At 67.0% G+C, this 17,712-nt stretch carries 16 protein-coding genes and 1 pseudogene; 13 read left to right on the plus strand and 4 right to left on the minus strand.

The features are described from left to right. Positions 1-94: 94 nt before the first annotated feature. A complete protein-coding gene (locus ACJEIK_RS12730; protein ID WP_409431556.1) occupies positions 95-2,797 on the minus strand; it encodes an AAA family ATPase in 2,703 nt (900 codons plus the stop codon). A gap of 54 nt (positions 2,798-2,851) precedes the next feature. Here ACJEIK_RS12730 and ACJEIK_RS12735 point away from each other — a divergent pair, with 54 nt between their 5' ends. Beyond that, positions 2,852-3,307 carry a winged helix-turn-helix transcriptional regulator gene (locus ACJEIK_RS12735; RefSeq protein ID WP_409431557.1) on the plus strand — a complete coding sequence of 152 codons (456 nt, stop codon included), beginning with the start codon at positions 2,852-2,854 and terminating at the stop codon, positions 3,305-3,307. On the opposite strand, the pseudogene ACJEIK_RS12740 reads toward ACJEIK_RS12735, so the two are convergent. Then, positions 3,294-4,116, minus strand: a pseudogene (locus ACJEIK_RS12740) (alpha/beta fold hydrolase). The gene ACJEIK_RS12735 and the pseudogene ACJEIK_RS12740 overlap by 14 nt on opposite strands. A gap of 160 nt (positions 4,117-4,276) precedes the next feature. On the opposite strand from ACJEIK_RS12740, the gene ACJEIK_RS12745 reads away from it, so the two are divergent. Genes ACJEIK_RS12745 through ACJEIK_RS12765 form a run of 5 tightly spaced genes read left to right on the plus strand, consistent with a single transcriptional unit; the run spans position 4,277 to position 9,064 of the window. Then, positions 4,277-5,140 carry an alpha/beta fold hydrolase gene (locus ACJEIK_RS12745; RefSeq protein WP_061007336.1) on the plus strand — a complete coding sequence of 288 codons (864 nt, stop codon included), beginning with the start codon at positions 4,277-4,279 and terminating at the stop codon, positions 5,138-5,140. A gap of 9 nt (positions 5,141-5,149) precedes the next feature. Then, the gene (locus ACJEIK_RS12750) at positions 5,150-5,869 is read left to right on the plus strand and encodes a hypothetical protein (protein ID WP_061007335.1); all 720 of its coding nucleotides are present in this window, start codon (positions 5,150-5,152) and stop codon (positions 5,867-5,869) included. Positions 5,870-5,880: 11 nt separating this feature from the next. After that, complete coding sequence (locus ACJEIK_RS12755) at positions 5,881-6,711, plus strand: alpha/beta fold hydrolase (protein WP_061007341.1); 831 nt, start codon at positions 5,881-5,883, stop codon at positions 6,709-6,711. 5 nt (positions 6,712-6,716) lie between these two features. Then, on the plus strand, positions 6,717-7,637 hold the full coding sequence (locus tag ACJEIK_RS12760; RefSeq protein ID WP_061007340.1) for an NADP-dependent oxidoreductase: 921 nt from the start codon (positions 6,717-6,719) through the stop codon (positions 7,635-7,637). Continuing rightward, positions 7,637-9,064 carry a dihydrolipoyl dehydrogenase family protein gene (locus tag ACJEIK_RS12765; RefSeq protein WP_135355143.1) on the plus strand — a complete coding sequence of 476 codons (1,428 nt, stop codon included), beginning with the start codon at positions 7,637-7,639 and terminating at the stop codon, positions 9,062-9,064. Before ACJEIK_RS12760 ends, ACJEIK_RS12765 begins: the two co-directional genes overlap by 1 nt. A gap of 58 nt (positions 9,065-9,122) precedes the next feature. Here ACJEIK_RS12765 and ACJEIK_RS12770 read toward each other — a convergent pair whose 3' ends face one another. Together ACJEIK_RS12770 and ACJEIK_RS12775 are read right to left on the minus strand one after the other, a co-directional pair. After that, entirely contained in the window at positions 9,123-10,151 is a 1,029-nt protein-coding gene (locus tag ACJEIK_RS12770; protein ID WP_409431558.1) for an alcohol dehydrogenase, read from the minus strand. 29 nt (positions 10,152-10,180) lie between these two features. Beyond that, entirely contained in the window at positions 10,181-11,209 is a 1,029-nt protein-coding gene (locus tag ACJEIK_RS12775; RefSeq protein WP_409431559.1) for a zinc-binding dehydrogenase, read from the minus strand. A gap of 174 nt (positions 11,210-11,383) precedes the next feature. On the opposite strand from ACJEIK_RS12775, the gene ACJEIK_RS12780 reads away from it, so the two are divergent. From ACJEIK_RS12780 to ACJEIK_RS12810, 7 genes are read left to right on the plus strand one after another with little or no spacing between them, the layout of a single operon-like run. Then, positions 11,384-11,935, plus strand: coding sequence for a TIGR03086 family metal-binding protein (locus ACJEIK_RS12780; RefSeq protein WP_020103331.1), 552 nt, complete (start codon positions 11,384-11,386; stop codon positions 11,933-11,935). A 59-nt stretch (positions 11,936-11,994) separates the two neighbouring features. Beyond that, positions 11,995-13,029 (plus strand): N-acetyl-gamma-glutamyl-phosphate reductase, encoded by a 1,035-nt coding sequence (argC, locus tag ACJEIK_RS12785; protein WP_064857960.1) that lies wholly within the window; start codon positions 11,995-11,997, stop codon positions 13,027-13,029. Next, positions 13,026-14,231 (plus strand): bifunctional glutamate N-acetyltransferase/amino-acid acetyltransferase ArgJ, encoded by a 1,206-nt coding sequence (gene argJ, locus ACJEIK_RS12790; protein WP_207546778.1) that lies wholly within the window; start codon positions 13,026-13,028, stop codon positions 14,229-14,231. Before argC ends, argJ begins: the two co-directional genes overlap by 4 nt. Beyond that, on the plus strand, positions 14,228-15,112 hold the full coding sequence (argB, locus tag ACJEIK_RS12795) for an acetylglutamate kinase (protein WP_064857959.1): 885 nt from the start codon (positions 14,228-14,230) through the stop codon (positions 15,110-15,112). Before argJ ends, argB begins: the two co-directional genes overlap by 4 nt. Next, positions 15,109-16,296 (plus strand): acetylornithine transaminase, encoded by a 1,188-nt coding sequence (locus ACJEIK_RS12800; RefSeq protein ID WP_267323387.1) that lies wholly within the window; start codon positions 15,109-15,111, stop codon positions 16,294-16,296. The genes argB and ACJEIK_RS12800 overlap by 4 nt, the downstream gene beginning before the upstream one ends. Then, positions 16,293-17,222: an ornithine carbamoyltransferase gene (argF, locus tag ACJEIK_RS12805; protein ID WP_135355142.1), complete on the plus strand. Its 930-nt coding sequence runs from the start codon at positions 16,293-16,295 to the stop codon at positions 17,220-17,222. Before ACJEIK_RS12800 ends, argF begins: the two co-directional genes overlap by 4 nt. Further along, positions 17,219-17,692 (plus strand): arginine repressor, encoded by a 474-nt coding sequence (locus tag ACJEIK_RS12810; RefSeq protein ID WP_133428208.1) that lies wholly within the window; start codon positions 17,219-17,221, stop codon positions 17,690-17,692. The genes argF and ACJEIK_RS12810 overlap by 4 nt, the downstream gene beginning before the upstream one ends. The last annotated feature ends 20 nt before the right edge of the window (positions 17,693-17,712 follow it).

Genomic DNA, 17,712 nt, shown 5'->3' on the forward strand with positions numbered 1-17,712 from the left:
CGAGCGGGCGTGTTTGTACGCAGACACGCCGCCTGCGGCGTGCATTTTGGGGCCGCTCGCCGGAGCTGCGTGCGCATCGTAGGCATCGGTCAGATCATTGTTGTTGGCCCAACACGGTGTGCAGTTGATTGCGGTTGGTGATGCCGAGCTTGGGGAACATCTTGTAAAGGTGGGCCGCAACGGTTCGGTGTGAAACGTAGATGCGGTCGGCGATCTCCCTGTTGGTCAGCCCTGCGGCGGCCAACTGAGCGATCTGAAGTTCTTGGGAGGTCAGGTCGGAGGCCGGGCCCTGACGAAGAGTCCCGGCAGGGGTGGCCACGCCTGCCGCACGCAGCTCGGCGGCGGCCCGATCGACGAGCGGTGCCGCGCCGGCGGCGTCGAACACGGCCAGCGCCGACGACAGATGGGTGCGCGCCTCGGTGATCCGGCGCTGTCTGCGCAGCCATTGCCCATATGCCAGATGCGTTCGGGCCGTTTCGAGTTCGGCATCCGCGTCATCTCCGGCGGTCAGAGCTGCCAGAAAATGGTCCTGTGCCGCATCATCGGTCTGGGCCAACAGCGCGTGTGCGCGATGCGCGAGCATCAACTCCAGGCCGGTCCCCAGCTGTCGCGCCTGATCCTCGATCTCCGCGAGCAGCGGTCGCACCAGTTCGGCTCGGTCGCTGCCGGCCGCGGCCTCGGCGAGATCGGCGACGGCCCACCGCTGGGATGTCCTGTGCCCGGTCATTTTCAGTAGGTGTCCCAATGCCTCGGCCGGATCGGCGGTAAACAGTGACAACAGGCCCGCTGCCCAGTGCGCGTCGTCATGCCACAGGATCGCGGGATCGGGAGCCAGCAGTCGACGGGCGGTGGCTATGGTCTCGTGGGCCTGGTCGAACCGGCCCTGCCATACCTGCACCCGGGCCAGGGTGGCCGCCGCCGAGGCCGCGGTCATCGGTAGCTTGATGTCCCGGGCCAGCCGCAGCGCATTCTCGGCCGCGATGGCCGCGGCCTGGATTCGGCCCTCTTGCAACAGCAGGTGCGACGCGCCGCGCTGACTCTCGCATTCGTCGGCGGCTGACCCTGAGGTCCTGGACCTGCTCTGGACCAGCTTCCAGCACTGCATGGCATGCGTGCGGTCGGCGACCGCCTCGGCGGCGAACCCGAGCGCCATCAACAGCAAGGGGTCGTCGGCAACCTCGTTTACGAACCGGGGCAGACGGGTGCGTAGGGCCTGACCCGCGCCGGTGTCGTCCAGCAACGCCATTGCCATGCATACCGCCGGATCGTCCGCGCCGCGATCGAGGCGGCTGATGGCCGCGACGATGTCGCGACGGGGCTCCTCGGCGAGGCCGTGCATGCGGCACTCGATGGCTGCAGCCCACAGCAACCGACGCTGTGCGGCGTCGCCGTCCGTGAACTTGCCGGCGAGCGCCACGAGTTCGGTCGCCGACTGGCCCGATAGCGCAGCGGTCGCATTGAGGACGAATCGGGTGATGGCCAATTGCTCTGCGCTGCAATGCTTGGCACCGAGATTCTCGGCTTCGCCGAGAATGCTGATGGACTCGGCGGTCAGTCCGGAGCTGCGGGCGATCTCGGCCGCTTCGGTCAACCGGCGCACCCGAGAAGACGGTTCTGGGGACAGCACGGCCGCCCGGCGCAGGGCCGCGGCGGATTCGGCGCCGGCACCGCGCGCATGGGCGTGCCGCGCGGCGCCTTCCAAAGCTGTGGCAACTTGCTCATCGGTGCCGAATGTGGCTTCCGCGCGGTGCCATGCCGCGCGGACCAGGTCCACCGTCGCGTCGGCGAGTGCCCGGTGGACGACTGTCCTCGTGGACAGCGGAGCTGCGCCATAGACCGTCGATCGGATCAACGGATGGCGGACGTGGATCCGGTCGCCGCCCGCCCTGATCAGGCCCGCCCGCTCGAGCGGGGCCAATTCATCGGTGAGTACCAGGCCGAGTAGATCAGCTGCGACGTCGATGTCACGTAGCTGGCCATCACTGGCCGAGATCAATAGCAGCAGCAGGCGGCCGTTGTCGGTCAGGTCGTCGAGCTGGGACAGGAAAGCTCGTTCGACCCGGCGGGTCGTGGGCAGCGGCTCACCGGAGAAGGTGGCGCTGCTGCCGCGCTCGCTCAGGGCGCCGGACAGTTCGATGACTGCCAGCGGGTTGCCGCCTGCCTGCTCGAGTACCCGTTGCTGGAGCAGGGCGTCTGCGTGCTGGGCGGTGGTGCTCAACAGTTGACGGGCATGTTCGGGAGCCAAGGGACCCAATGACAATCGAGGCAGACCGTCCAGATATGCGGTGGCGCCATCGAGCCCCGTACGTTCGGCGCACAACATCATCAGCGGTGCATTACTGAGCCGGCGCGCCACGAACGCCAAAACCTCCAGCGAAGACTGGTCCAGCCACTGGACGTCATCGATGATCAGGACGATTCGGCGTCGGTTCGCCGATTCTTCGAGGAGTCCGAGTACCGCCAGGCTGACCATCAGCCGATCTGGCGTCGGGCCTTCGGCCAGGCCAAAAGCGGTCAGCAGGGCCGTGCGCTGGCGGGGTGGTAATGCCGGGGTGTGGTCGAGCACCGGGTGGATGAGTTCGTGGATGCCGGCGAAACCCACTTCGCTCTGGCTCTGCAGGCCCGAACAGCCCAGCCTGCTGTAGCCGTTGGCCACCGCCCAGTCGGCGATCGCCGATAGCAACGTGGACTTGCCGATACCTGCCTCACCGTCGACGACAAGCGCTGCGCCATTTGTAGAGATCGCGGCGAGCGTGTCGGTGACGCTCGACAACTCGGTTGACCGACCGATTATCACCGTTGCCAAGCTAGCAGTCTGAATTGGCATTGCCAACCCAGGTATGGTGTGAGGATGCGCACCGACCCGTGGTCCGACGACGCCTGCCCGATAGCCCGCACGATGGCGGTGCTGGGGCAGCGGTGGGCCATCCTGATCGTCCGCGAGGCATTGCTGGGGCGGTCCCGGTTCTCCGAATTCCGCGAGCAGCTCGGGGTGGCCTCCGATGTACTCAGCGCGCGGCTGGCCGAGTTGGTGGCCGCCGGCATCCTGGAGGTCGAGGATTATCGGGAGCCCGGCGAGCGTACGCGCAGTCGCTACGTGCTCACCGACGCCGGACACGATCTGGTGACAGTGCTCGCCGCGATGGGGCAGTGGGGCCGCAAACACCGGGTCACCACCAAACGCAGCGGCTACCGGTTCATCGAGAAATCCACCGGCGAGCATGCGCTGGTGGTCTTTCAGCGGCACGACGGCATCGGTGTACCCATCCGTGACGTGACACTCATCGACCCGCTCAGCTCCGAATGAAGTCCAGCAGATCTCGATTCAACTGCTGCTGATAGTCGCCATGAATACCGTGGGGGGCACCCGGATTACACCCGTAGGGTGCCGTACCGCACCAGCTCGATCGATTTCGACGCCGCATCGTGGATCGGGACGATCTGATCGTCGTCGCCGTGGGCGATCAGGATCGGCGCTTCGAGGGCCCGCAGATCCCCGGTCAGGTCGGTCTCCGAGAACGCCTTCACGCAGTCGTACGCCGATGCGAGCCCCGCCTGCATGCCCTGGCGCCAGAACTGGTCGATCAGTCCCTGGGAGACGGTGGCACCGTCCCGGTTGAAACCGTAGAACGCGACCGCGAGTTCCCGCCAGTACCCGGATCGGTTGTCCAGTACGCGGGCCCGGATGTCGTCGAACGCCGACAGCGGTGTGCCCTCAGGGTTTTCCGCTGATGCCACCATCACGGGAGGCACCGCGCCGACCGTGATCACCTTGCGCACCCGGCCTGCGCCGTGGCGTGCCGCATACCGCACCACCTCGCCACCACCGGTGGAATGCCCCACAACGACGACGTCGGACAATCGGAGTCCGTTGATCAGCGCCGCCAGGTCTGCGGCGTAGGTGTCCATATCGTTGCCAGACCACGTCTGCTCGGACCGGCCGTGCCCCCGACGGTCGTGGGCGATGGCACGGAAACCGTTGTCGGCGAGGAGTTTCAGTTCCACATCCCACGCGTCGGCGCTGAGCGGCCAGCCATGACTGAAGACCACCGCCGGCCCGGATCCCCAGTCCTTGTAGTACAGCTGCGCCCCGTCGGAGCCCTCGATGAATGGCATGGGTGCCAGTCTGGCCTCAGCTGTCAGACGCGGCCATCAGTCAAACGACCATCGCGACACGCGGGCCCTCGTCCGCATACCCCCGTAGTCAATTGACGGATACCGGGAGCCGGGCCGAGAACGCAGGCTGGTGACAACGACGACAGCAGGGAGACACCACATGACGGAAGCCTCCACCGCGGTGGGCGCTGCGCACGCCGCCAACCTGGACATCGAGGTCGACGGTGAACGGTTCGCCTACCGGCGCTTCGGTGGTCCTTCGGCCACGGTGCCGCCACTGGTGCTGCTTCAGCATTTTCGCGGCAATCTCGATTACTGGGACCCAGCATTCCTGGACGTGCTCGCGGCCGACCGTGAGGTGATCACCGTCGACCTGCGCGGCGTCGGAGGCTCCACTGGCGCCACACCCGACAACATCGCGGACATGGCGCGCGACGCCCTCCGGTTCATCGACGCGCTCGGCCTGAAATCCGTTGATCTGCTCGGTTTTTCACTCGGCGGTCACATCGCCCAGGAGATCGCGCTGGTGCGTCCGCGATTGCCGCGCCGGCTGGTGCTCGCCGGCACGGCGCCGCAGGGTGCTCCCGATCTGCACAGGTGGTCCGAGGACGTCTACGCCTACGCCTGTGCCGACGAGATCACCGCCGAAGGATTCATCGCGCTCTTCTTTTCCGGCTCCGAGAAGAGCGTCCAGCGCGGTTGGGAGTACCTGGCGCGCACCCACGCTCGAGACACCGACCGTGACGCCGAAACCACTCTGGCCTGTCGTGACGCGCAGTACCAGGCGCTGATGACTTGGGGCATACCGGAATCGTCGAAGCTGGAACGGCTTTCGGCCATCACCCAACCGACGCTTGTCGCCAACGGCGACAACGACACCATGATGTCGACCAAGAACAGTTACTTGTTGGCCGAGAGGATCCGCGGCGCCCAACTGCGCATCTATCCCGATGCAGACCACGGATTCCTCGACCAGTATCCGGTCGAGTTCGGCCAGCACGTCCGCCAATTCCTCGGCCGCTAAGGAGAATTCATGACCGACCTGCTCACCTCTGTGCTGAATGCCTACGGCGGCGTCGACCGTTGGCGGGAGTTGACCTCGGTCACCGCGCGCAAACGGTTCGGGGGCGCCATCTGGGACATCAAGGCCGTACCCGGCATCGTCGACGACGGTGAGATCACGGTCTGGATCAAAGACCAACGCACCTCGCTGTCGCCTTTCACTGCGCCCGATTTGAAGACCGCCTACACGCCGCAACGGGTCGGTATCGAGACAACAGCCGGGGACATCGTCGAGATGCTCGACGATCCCAGAGCATCGTTCGCCGGGCATACTCTCGAAACACCGTGGAGCACATTGCAATTGGCGTACTTCACCGGGTACGCCATGTGGACCTACACGGCCGAGCCGTTCAATCTCACCTTTCCCGGTGTGCGTACCGCAGAGGGCGAATCCTGGACCGAGGACGGCCAGCAATGGCGCACCCTGCACGTCGACTACCCCGACGCGATCGCCACCCACAGTCCCCACCAGATCCTGTACATCGATTCCGACGGACTGATTCGACGTCGCGACTACCAGGTCGACATTGCCGGGGGATCCCCGGGCGCTCACTACGTTTCGGATTTCGATGAGATCGGCGGTCTGGTCATCCCACGCACCCGGATGATCTACGTCCGCGACGCCGACAACCACCCGCTACCGGAGCAACTCGTGGTGTCCATCGAACTGACCGATATCACCGTCAACTGAAGGGAATGCCCATGACATATTTGTCCGATCAAGCAGAGGATCGCTTCGTCGGGGGCCCTGACGGCGAACGTTTCCACTACCGCCGATTCGGGAGGACCGGCGGAGTCCCGCTGGTGCTGTGCATGCGCCTGCGCGGAACTGTCGACCATTGGGATCCACAACTGCTCGATGCGCTGGCCGCCGAACGTGAGGTCATCGTCTTCGACAATCGGGGGACCAGCCTCTCCAGCGGTGCCGCGCCGACCACCATCGACGGGCTTGCAGACGGCGGTATCGCGTTCATCCGGGCGCTCGGGCTGACCGAGGTCGACGTGCTGGGATGGTCGTTGGGTGGCATTGTCGCCCAGGGCATTGCGTTGCGTGCACCGGAATTGGTGCGTCGGCTGGTGGTCGCGGGCAGCACGCCGGCAGGAGTGCCGGACCAGCCGGCCCCCGGGCCCCGGGTGGGGGAGATTCTCGGCCACCCCGTCAACGACGATGAGGACTACCTGTACCTGTTCTTCCCCGAAACCGATCAGGGTCGTGCCGCCGGACTGGCTTCATTGCGGCGCTTGGACACTCGGTTGCTGCAGTCCCAGGCCGCGGTGCAAGGGGACACCTATCGGGCCCAGTTGAGTGCCATCGCCGCGTTCGGTGGTTACTACCTGCGGCTGGCCGAACTGAAGCTGCCGGTGCTGGTCGTCAACGGTGCCCATGACGTGATGATCAATTCCTATGCGACCTACGCGATGTCGCAGCAACTGCCGGATGCCAAGGTGGTGCTCTACAGCGACGCCGGCCACGGATTCCTGTTCCAGCACATCGCGGATTTCGCGCACGACGTCAACCGGTTCCTGGGATGAGCGCCATGAGAGCTGTCAGCCAGGACGAACTCGGCGGGCCCGAGGTGCTACACGTGGTCGAGATCGACCGTCCTACACCAGGAATTGGGCAGATTCTGGTCCGGGTGCACGCCGCCGGTGTGAACCCGGTTGACGGGGTGAACCGTCAGAGCGGGGTACTCGTCGGGGCGACACCGTTCGTCCTGGGCTGGGATGTGTCCGGCACTGTCGAAGCCGTGGGTTTCGGCGTCACCCTCTACCGGCCCGGTGACGAGGTGTTCGGCCTGTTGCCATTCCCTCTGGGGCACGGCGCCTATGCCGACTATGTCGTCGCTCCGACTCGGGTGTTCGTGCCGAAACCGGCGAACCTCGACCATGTTCAGGCCGCCGCGTTGCCGCTGGCCGGGTTGACGGCCTACCAGGCACTGGTGGACACCGCCGGCATCGGAGAGGGCACCCGGGTGCTGATCACCGCCCCGGCCGGCGGGGTGGGACATCTGGCGGTGCAGATCGCCAAGGCATTCGGCGCGTATGTCATCGGACTGGCGTCACCCGATAACGTCGAGATAGTGACCGGCCTCGGCGCCGATGAGGTGATCGACTACACCACAACCGATTTCGCGACGGTGCTCAGCGATGTGGATGTGGTGTTCGACCTCATTGGTAACGACTATCAGCGCAAGGCGCTGCAGGTGCTCAAACCCGGCGGCACGCTGGTCTCGTCGCTGCCGCAGTCTCTGCCGGAGGTCGTCGCCGACGCTGTCGCGCGAGGTATCCGGCCGGCCGGACTGTTCGTCGAGGCCGACCGGCTGGGCATGACTGCGCTGGCAGAGCTTGCCGGCCGCGGGGCGCTGGTCCCGACGATCGCGGCCACCTTCCCGCTGGAACAGGCCGGGCAGGCGCAGTCCTACCGTGTCAGGACCGGCAAGGTGGTGTTGACCCTGTGATGGCGAACGAAGCTGGAACCGACGTCGTGGAGAGCACGGCGATCGAAGCCGATCTGCTCGTCATCGGTTTCGGTAAGGGTGGCAAGACGCTGGCCGGTGACGTCGGCCGGACAGGCCAACGGGTGGTCCTGGTCGAGCAGGCGGCGCAGATGTTCGGCGGCACCTGCATCAACACCGGTTGCGTGCCGACGAAGTCGATGGTCCATCAGGGCGAGAAGAACGCCGCGACAAACCTCCCGGGTGAACTGGCTTATGCCGCAGCGGTTGCCGCAACAGAGCGGTTGACCGCGGGGCTTCGTGCGGCCAACCTCGCTGCACTGGAAAGCATTCCGTCGGTCACGGTGCTGATCGGCACCGCCATGTTCGTAGATGCCAACACGGTGCAGGTCAGTTGTGATGCAGGTGCCGTGACGGTGAGCGCTCGTCAGATCGTCATCGGAACCGGGGCGCGCGCCGGCACCGCGGAGATACCCGGCCTGGCTGCTTGTCCGGTGGCCGTCACCAACGTCGAGCTGTTGCATCAGGCGGCTCGCCCGGAACGCCTCGTCGTTCTCGGTGGTGGATTCATCGGCCTCGAATTCGCGTCGATGTATGCCGCGTTCGGCTGCTCGGTCACGGTCCTCGAGAGGAATCCGGCAGTGCTCGCAAGCGAGGAGCCTGAGATCGCGGACATGGCGCGTTCACTGCTGTTCGCGCGCGGCGTAGATATCCAAACCGGCGCCGATGTCGTCGACGTGCAGACGATCCTCCGTCCCGGAGCCGCGCCGATGGCTCGTGTTCGGTACCTGCGCGATGGACGACCGGTGAGTGTCGACGCCGACACTGTTCTCGTCGCGCTCGGGCGCACCCCGAACACGGCTGCATTGCGCCTCGACCGGGCGGGAGTCGAGACGACCGACAGGGGTGCAGTGGTCGTCGATGACTACCGTCGAACCACCGTGCCGCACATCTTCGCCGTCGGTGATGTCACTGGGGGACCCCAATTCACCTATATCTCACTCGATGACTACCGCATCGTCGCCGACCAGCTATCCGGGGTCGATGAACCGCGGCGGGCGTCGCAGCGAACGGCAGTGCCTACGTGTCTCTTCCTCACCCCGCCGCTGGCCCGGGTGGGATTGACCGAGTCGCAGGCGCGCATTGCGGGTCACGACGTCCTCGTCGCCGCAAGTCCGGTCGCAAATCTCGCAACCGTGGCCCGTGCACGTATCGTCGAACAGACCGAAGGAATGATGAAGGTCGTCGTCGATGCCACCACCGGCAAGATTCTCGGCACCACACTGTGGTGTCATGACGCCCAGGAAGTGATCAACATCGTCGCACTGGCGATGCGGCACGGTATCACCGCGCGTGCACTGCGCGACGAGATCTACACGCACCCTTCGATGTCGGAGTGCTTCAACCAGCTACTGGGACTATTGGCCTGAGCGCATTGCCCGGTGCGGGCGGTGCCCGCGCAACCACGCGAGGCACCGCCGCTACCGACTACCCGGCGTCGGCCATCGTCAGGACCACCCGAAAGCGCGCTTCATTGCGCATCATCCGGTCGTAACCGGCGGCCGCATCCCGCAGCGGCATCGGTTCAACCCACGGCCGAATGCCATGCAGGGCAGCGAATTCCAGGGTGTCTTCGGTATCCGCTGCGGTACCGGCAGGATGTCCATGAATGGTGCCTGAGGCGTTGATCAGTTGTAGCGGAGTGATGTCGAGTGGTTCGGCGAGCACGGCAAGCGTGAGTACCTCACCGTGTGGCGCGAGGCCGTCGCCCGCAACGCTGATCGCGGTCCGATTGGTGGCCGTCGCCGCCACCACCCGCGCGCCACCGAGCTTGCGCAGTTCGGCGGCCACGTCGGCGGCGGTCGAATCGATGTAATGGTGAGCGCCCAATTGATAAGCCATATCGGCCTTTTCGGCGCCGCGTGCGATGGCCACGGTCCGGAATCCCATGCGTGCGGCGAACTGCACGCCCAGGTGACCCAGTCCGCCGATGCCCAAGACGGCGACCACGTCGCCTGGGCGTGCACCACTGTGGCGCAGCGAATTGAACATCGTCACTCCGGCGCACGCGAGTGGTGCGGCTTCGACGGCGGTGAGGGCGTCGGGGATCCGTGCCAGTCCGGACTGGTGCACGAGCAGCATCTCGGCATAGCCGCCCGGAAACCCGGCCCCGGTCACCTTCGAGCGCGTGCAGTGCACGAAATCACCGCGGCGACAGCGGGAACAGCTCCCGCAGTAATACCCGAACCAGCCGACTGCGACGCGGTCGCCGATCTGCCAGTCGAGCACTCCGGGCCCGACCGCCACGATGTGACCGGCGACCTCATGACCGGGCGTCACCGGAAAGACCGTGTCGGGCAGGTGGCCCGCGGCGATCTGAGAGTCCGAATGGCACACGCCGCAGGCTTCGACGCGGACCAACACCTCGCCGTCGCCGGGTTCGTGCACCGGCCGGTCCGCGAGTGTGATTGCACCACCGGGTTCGGTGACCTCGACGCTCCGGTATGTGGCGACCATGAATGTGACTCCTTTGCGACAGAAACGGATCAGGCGGGGGTGGCGACGTCGAGCACCACGCGGAACCGGGCGCGGCCGGACATCATCCGGTCATACGCACGGGGTGCTTCGGTGAAAGGCATGGGCTCTACGAGCGGCGCGATCTGGTGCGTGAGGCTGAACGCCAGGTTGTCTTCGTTGTCGATCGCAGAACCGGTCAGACTGCCGAGGATGCTGCGGCCCCCGAAGATCAGGTCGGATGTGTGAACAGGCAGCGGCTCGGGGGATGCCCCGACAACGACCAAACGTCCGCGGGGCCGCAGTCCGGCGACCAACCCTGCCATCGACGGTCCGCTCGACGCCGTCGCGATGACGGCGGCGGCACCGCCGAGTGCGTTGAGCGTCGATGCGACATGTTCGGTTGAGCTGTCGATGAAGTGGTCGGCGCCCAATGTCTTTGCCAGCTCCTCCTTCCCGGTGCCGCGCGCGACGGCGGCGACCTGGAATCCCATCTTCTTTGCGTACTGGATGCCGAGATGGCCGAGCCCGCCGATGCCTTGGATCGCCACCAAGCTGTTCAGCGGTGGCCCAGCGGCGCGTATCGCGTTGAACACTGTGACACCCGCGCAGAGCAGCGGGGCTGCGGTGATCGCGTCGAAACCGTCTGGGACACGGACCAATCCGGTGGACCGGGCGTACATGATCTCGGCATAGCCGCCGTCTGTGGTGGTACCCGGCTGTGGTTGATCACTGCAGTTGACGAAGTCTCCGCGGCGGCAGAAGTCGCACTGCCCGCACTGCCCGCCGAGAAACCCCACTCCGACGCGGTCACCGGCCTGCCAGCGTGGATCGACGCCGGTGCCGACAGCGTCGATGATGCCGATCACCTCATGTCCCGGCACCACCGGTTCCTGCGGGTCGGTTCGCTGCCCCTCCACGGCGAGCACGTCGCTGTGGCACACCCCGCAGGCCAACACGCGGATGCGGACCTGCCCATGGTCCGGCTCCCGAAGTTCCCGTTCCACGAGGGTGAATTGCCGCTGTCCGGTCACCTGATACGCCCGATATGCCGTCACCACGTCAGGACATCAACCCGGACCGAATCGCGGTATCCGCACGGTGACCGTCGTTTGGCGTGCGGCGGGCGTGACGGTTTTTCAAGTGATCTGGCCAGATTGGCAAGGGTTGTCCGCCGCGGCCGGCAGTCAGATTACTTATGCCGCGCTTCGCGATGCACGGCGAGAATCACCGGCATGAACGAATTGTCGAGCGCTGAAATGGCATTGGCCGCGATTCTCCCGGTGCTGGCCGCCGCCGTCGGCGAGAGTGTGCGATTGCCGACGCCCTGCCCGGGATTCGATGTGGCCGCGCTGGCGGATCATCTGGCGGGAACTGTGACAATGGTGGGCGAGGCGGCTGGGGCGCAGGTTTTCGTCACGCAGAACGCGGGCATCGGGACACGCATCTCGCAGACCACGAATTCGGTGATCGACGCCTGGCGCGCTCGGGGCACGGAAGGCGACGCGATGTTCGCCGGCAGGGTCATGCCCGCGCACCTGGCGTTGGGAGTGCTGTCGGTCGAGTTGGTGGTGCACGGTTGGGACTTCGCGCAGGCACTGGCACGCCCGCTGGCTGTCGCCGCCGCACACGCCGACTTCGTGCTCTCGCTTGCACAGCGCATCATCACCCCGGACAGTCGGCGTACTGCGGGGTTCGACCCTCAGGTACCGGTAACCACCGATGCCGAGGCTCTTGATCGCTTGGTCGCTTTCACCGGGCGTCATCCGCGACAACACGTTGCGTGACTCCAGAAGGCGCAGTAATTGGTTTGCAAGTTGATGCATAACCATGCAGAATCGCTTGTATGACTTCTGTGGCGGTGGCCGGCGCCAGTGGGTATGCCGGCGGCGAGATTCTGCGGCTCCTGCTGGGCCATCCGGCCTACGCCGACGGTCGCCTCACCATCGGTGCGCTGACTGCCGCGGGTAACGCCGGCACCACGGTCGGTGACCATCACCCGCACCTGCTGCCCATCGCGCAGCAGGTGCTGCAGCCCACCGAGGTCGACGTTCTCGCCGGGCACGACGTCGTCTTCCTGGGTCTGCCGCACGGACATTCGGCCGCGCTCGCGCAGCAACTCGGCCCGGACACCCTGATCATCGACTGCGGCGCCGACTTCCGGCTCACCGACGCCGCCGCGTGGGAGAAGTTCTACGGCTCCGAGCACGCCGGCAGCTGGCCCTACGGCCTGCCTGAACTGCCGGGCGGCCGGGACAAGCTCGTCGGCACCAAACGCATCGCGGTACCGGGCTGCTACCCGACCTCGGCGCTGCTGGCTCTCGTCCCCGCCGTCGCGGCCGGGCTCGTCGAGCCCAACGTCACCGTCGTGGCGGTCAGCGGCACCTCGGGCGCCGGCAAGTCCGGCAAGGTCGACCTGTCGGCCGCCGAGGTCATCGGCTCGGCCCGGGCCTACAACGTCGGCGGCGCGCACCGGCACACCCCGGAGATCGCCCAGGGCCTGCGCGCCGTCACCGACAAGGACGTGACGGTCTCGTTCACCCCGGTGCTGATCCCGACATCGCGCGGCATCCTCGCGACGTGCACCGCGCGCACCACGGCGTCCGTCGAGGAGATCCGCGCGGCGTACGAAAAGGCTTATGCCAGTGAGCCGTTCATCCACCTGCTGCCGGAAGGACAGCTGCCCAAGACCGGTTCGGTCGTGGGCAGCAACGCCGCGCAGATCGCCGTCGCGGTCGACGAGGACGCGAAGACCCTTGTCGCTCTGTGCGCCATCGACAACCTGACCAAGGGCACCGGCGGCGCGGCAGTACAGTCCATGAACATCGCGCTCGGCTGGCCGGAAACCGAAGGACTATCCACCGTGGGAGTAGCACCGTGACCGACACCCCGTCCCTGCATCGCAACCAGGGCGTCACCGCGCCGGAAGGCTTCCGGGCAGCCGGAATCGCAGCCGGCATCAAGGCTTCCGGGAAACCGGACCTGGCGCTGGTGTTCAACGAGGGACCCGACCTGTCGGCCGCCGGGGTCTTCACCCGCAACAAGGTGCGGGCCGCTCCCGTGCAGTGGAGCGAACAGGTCCTCAAGAGCGGCCGGTTGCGGACGGTCATCCTGAACTCCGGTGGCGCCAACGCCTGTACCGGCCCGGGCGGTTTTCAGGACACCCACCAGACCGCCGAGGCCGTCGCCGCCGCGCTGAGTGACTGGGGCACCGAGACCGGGGCCATCGAGGTCGCGGTGTGTTCGACGGGCCTGATCGGGGATCGGCTCCCGATGGACAAGGTGCTGGCCGGTGTCACCGAGATCGTGCATGAGATGGCCGGTGGGCTGTCGGGCGGTGACGAGGCCGCGCGGGCCATCATGACCACCGACACCGTGCCGAAACAGGTTGCGCTGCACCACCCGGGCAAGTGGACCATCGGTGCCATGGCCAAGGGTGCCGGGATGATGGCGCCGTCGCTGGCGACCATGCTGGTGGTCATCACCACCGACGCCGTCGCCGACGCTGAAGCGCTGAACCTCGCCCTCAAGAACGCGGCCGGCAGAACCTTCGACCGGCTCGACATCGACGGCAGCTGCTCCACCAACGACACGGTGCTGCTGCTGTCGTCCGGCGCCAGCGAAATCCGGCCCAGCCAAAGCGAATTGGATGAGGCGGTCCTCGCCGTCTGTGACGACCTGTGCGCGCAGCTGCAGGCCGACGCCGAAGGCGTCACCAAGCGCATCGCGATCACCGTCAAGGGCGCGGCCAGTGAGGACGACGCCCTCGTGGGTGCCCGAGCGCTGGCGCGCGACAGCCTCGTGAAGACCGCGCTGTTCGGGTCCGATCCCAACTGGGGCCGGGTCCTGGCCGCCATCGGCATCGCGCCCATCGAACTCGTGGCGGACCGGATCAGCGTGTCGTTCAACGGTTCCGCGGTGTGCATCGACGGTGCCGGCGCGCCAGGTGCCCGCGACGTCGACCTCTCGGGCGCCGACATCGAGGTCGTCGTCGACCTGCAGATCGGCGAGCACGAGGCCACCATCCGGACCACCGACCTCTCGCACGCCTACGTCGAAGAGAACTCGGCGTACAGCTCATGAGCACGGCCGGGCTCTCGACCGCGGTGAAGGCGGCGGTGCTTGCCGAGGCGCTGCCGTGGCTCAAGCAGCTGCACGGCAAGATCGTCGTGGTCAAGTACGGCGGCAACGCCATGACCGACGACACCCTCAAGGCGGCCTTCGCCGCCGACATGGCGTTCCTGCGCAACTGCGGCATCCAGCCGGTGGTCGTGCACGGCGGTGGTCCGCAGATCAGCGCGATGCTGAAACGCCTTGGTATCGAAGGTGATTTCAAGGGCGGCTTCCGCGTCACCACGCCCGAGGTCCTCGACGTCGCCCGGATGGTGCTGTTCGGGCAGGTCGGCCGCGAGCTCGTCGGGCTGATCAACGCCCACGGCCCGTACGCGGTCGGCATCACCGGTGAGGACGCACAGCTGTTCACCGCGGTGCGGCGCAGCGTGACGGTCGACGGCGTGCCCACCGACATCGGTCTGGTCGGCGACGTCGAACACGTCAACGCCGAGGCCATCCTGGATCTCATCGACGCGGGCCGGATTCCGGTGGTGTCCACCATCGCTCCCGACGCCGACGGCGTGGTGCACAACATCAACGCCGACACCGCCGCGGCCGCAGTCGCCGAAGCGCTCGGCGCCGAGAAGCTGCTGATGCTCACCGACGTCGAAGGCCTGTACACCGACTGGCCGGACCGCACCTCGCTGGTCACCGAAATCGACACCGCCGCACTGGCACAACTCTTGCCGAAGCTCGAATCCGGCATGGTGCCCAAGATCGAGGCATGCCTGCGGGCCGTGGAGAACGGTGTCCCGAGCGCGCACGTCATCGACGGCCGGGTCGAACACTGTGTCCTCGTCGAGCTGTTCACCGACGAGGGCACCGGAACCAAGGTCGTGTCACCCGCATGAAGGGAACCGAAGCAATGCAAGCCCGTTGGCAAGCGGTGATGACCAACAACTACGGCACGCCGCCCGTCGCGCTGGTCAGCGGCGACGGCGCCGTGGTCACCGACGCGGACGGCAAGAGCTACGTCGACTTCCTGGCCGGCATCGCGGTGAACGTGCTGGGACATCGTCATCCGGCGGTGATCGAGGCCGTCACCACGCAGCTGAACACGCTGGGCCACACCTCGAATCTGTACGCCACCGAACCGGGTATCGCGCTGGCCGAAGCCTTGGTGGCCCAGCTCGACGCGCCGGCGCGAGTCTTCTTCTGCAACTCCGGCGCCGAAGCCAACGAAGCCGCGTTCAAGATCAGCCGGCTCACCGGCCGCACCAAAATCGTTGCGGCCCAAGGGGCGTTCCACGGCCGCACCATGGGCTCGCTGGCCCTGACCGGCCAGCCCGGTAAGCAGGGGCCGTTCCTGCCGCTGCCCGGTGACGTCACCCACGTGCCGTACGGCGACGTCGAGGCGCTCGAAGCGGCCGTGACCGACGAGACCGCGGCGGTGTTCCTCGAACCGATCATGGGCGAGGGCGGCGTCGTCACCCCGCCGGCCGGCTACCTGGTCAAGGCACGAGAGCTCACCGCGAAACATGGTGCGCTGCTGGTGCTCGACGAGGTGCAGACGGGAATCGGCCGCACGGGCGCGTTCTACGCGCACCAGCACGACGGCATCACGCCCGACGTCATCACGCTGGCCAAGGGCCTCGGCGGCGGTCTGCCCGTCGGCGCCTGCATCGCCATCGGCGATGCGGCCGAACTGCTGCAGCCGGGCATGCACGGCAGCACCTTCGGTGGTAACCCGGTGTGCACGGCTGCGGGCCTGGCGGTCGTCAAGACCCTCGCCGATGACGACCTCGTGCACCGCGCCGACTCCGCCGGCAAGACGCTGGCACACGGTATCGAGGAGCTGAACCACCCGCTGGTCGACCACGTGCGTGGCCGCGGGCTATTGCTCGGCGTCGTCCTGACCGCGCCGCAGGCCAAGGCTGTCGAGAACGCCGCGCGCGACGCGGGTTTCCTCGTCAACGCCGCGGCTGCCGACGTCGTGCGGCTGGCGCCGCCGCTGGTCATCACCGACGCGCAGATCGACGCGTTCCTGACCGCCCTACCCACCGTTCTCGACACCGCAGCAGGGGAGTCCAAGTGATCCGCCATTTTCTCCGTGACGACGATCTGACGCCTGAAGAGCAGGCCGAGGTCCTCGCGCTGGCCGCCGAACTCAAGAAGGCGCCGTTCAGCCGTCGTCCGCTCGAGGGCCCGCGGGGCATCGCCGTCATCTTCGAGAAGAACTCCACCCGCACCCGCTTCTCGTTCGAGATGGGCATCGCCCAGCTCGGCGGGCACGCTGTCGTCGTCGACGGTCGCAGCACGCAGCTGGGCCGCGAGGAGACCCTCGAGGACACCGGCGCCGTGCTGTCGCGCTACGTCGACGGCATCGTCTGGCGCACGTTCGCGCAGGAGCGCCTGACGGCCATGGCGTCGGGCGCGACCGTACCGATCGTCAACGCCCTGTCCGACGAGTTCCACCCCTGCCAGGTGCTGGCCGATCTGCAGACCATCGCCGAGCGCAAGGGCAAGCTGGCCGGGCTCAACATGAGCTACCTCGGCGACGGCGCCAACAACATGGCGCACTCGCTGATGGTCGGCGGCGTCACGGCCGGCCTCAACGTGACCATCGCCGCGCCGAAGGGCTTCGAGCCCGACCCGCAGTTCGTCGAGGCCGCCAAGAAGCGCGCGGCGGAGACGGGCGCGACCGTCACCGTCACCACCGACCCGCAGGCCGCCGCCGACGGCGCCGACGTCCTCGTCACCGACACCTGGACCTCGATGGGCCAGGAGAACGACGGCCTGGACCGCGTGCGGCCGTTCCGCCCGTTCCAGGTCAACACCGCGCTGCTGGGCCGCGCCAACGATGACGCCGTGGTGCTGCACTGCCTGCCGGCGCACCGCGGGGACGAGATCACCGACGAGGTGATCGACGGCCCGCAGAGCGCGGTGTTCGACGAGGCCGAGAACCGTCTGCACGCGCAGAAGGCCATGCTGGTCTGGCTGTTGGAGCACAACGCACGATGACCGCACCGACCCGGGCCGGACGACAGTCGCGCATCGTGGCGCTGCTGTCGGCGAACCCGGTGCGCAGCCAGACCGAACTCGCGGCCCTGCTCGCCGCGGAGGGCATCGACGTCACCCAGGCCACGCTGTCGCGGGACCTGGAGGAACTCGGTGCGGTCAAGCTGCGCGGCGCCGACGGCGGCACCGGCGTCTACGTCGTCCCCGAGGACGGCAGCCCCGTCAAAGGCGTCTCGGGCGGCACCGAGCGGCTGTCCCGACTGCTCGGCGAGCTGCTGGTGTCCACCGACGCCAGCGCCAACCTGGCGGTGTTACGTACGCCACCTGGGGCGGCGCAGTACCTGGCCAGTGCAATAGATCGGGCGGCTCTGCCTTATGTTGTGGGCACGATCGCCGGTGATGACACCCTTTTGGTTGTCGCCCGCGAACCGATGAGCGGCGCCGAGCTCGCCGCCACCTTCGAGAACCTGTAGCAGTACTAGAACAAGGAGAT

It is taken from the genome of Mycobacterium sp. SMC-16 (assembly GCF_046250085.1).
Taxonomy (GTDB): domain Bacteria; phylum Actinomycetota; class Actinomycetes; order Mycobacteriales; family Mycobacteriaceae; genus Mycobacterium; species Mycobacterium phocaicum.

Coding starts and splice junctions, on each gene's coding strand:
- ACJEIK_RS12735 (WP_409431557.1), top strand. CDS start 2,852: ATGCGCACCGACCCGTGGTCCGACGACGCCTGCCCGATAGCCCGCACG.
- ACJEIK_RS12745 (WP_061007336.1), top strand. CDS start 4,277: ATGACGGAAGCCTCCACCGCGGTGGGCGCTGCGCACGCCGCCAACCTG.
- ACJEIK_RS12750 (WP_061007335.1), top strand. CDS start 5,150: ATGACCGACCTGCTCACCTCTGTGCTGAATGCCTACGGCGGCGTCGAC.
- ACJEIK_RS12755 (WP_061007341.1), top strand. CDS start 5,881: ATGACATATTTGTCCGATCAAGCAGAGGATCGCTTCGTCGGGGGCCCT.
- ACJEIK_RS12760 (WP_061007340.1), top strand. CDS start 6,717: ATGAGAGCTGTCAGCCAGGACGAACTCGGCGGGCCCGAGGTGCTACAC.
- ACJEIK_RS12765 (WP_135355143.1), top strand. CDS start 7,637: ATGGCGAACGAAGCTGGAACCGACGTCGTGGAGAGCACGGCGATCGAA.
- ACJEIK_RS12770 (WP_409431558.1), bottom strand. CDS start 10,151: ATGGTCGCCACATACCGGAGCGTCGAGGTCACCGAACCCGGTGGTGCA.
- ACJEIK_RS12780 (WP_020103331.1), top strand. CDS start 11,384: ATGAACGAATTGTCGAGCGCTGAAATGGCATTGGCCGCGATTCTCCCG.
- argC (WP_064857960.1), top strand. CDS start 11,995: ATGACTTCTGTGGCGGTGGCCGGCGCCAGTGGGTATGCCGGCGGCGAG.
- argB (WP_064857959.1), top strand. CDS start 14,228: ATGAGCACGGCCGGGCTCTCGACCGCGGTGAAGGCGGCGGTGCTTGCC.
- ACJEIK_RS12800 (WP_267323387.1), top strand. CDS start 15,109: ATGAAGGGAACCGAAGCAATGCAAGCCCGTTGGCAAGCGGTGATGACC.
- ACJEIK_RS12810 (WP_133428208.1), top strand. CDS start 17,219: ATGACCGCACCGACCCGGGCCGGACGACAGTCGCGCATCGTGGCGCTG.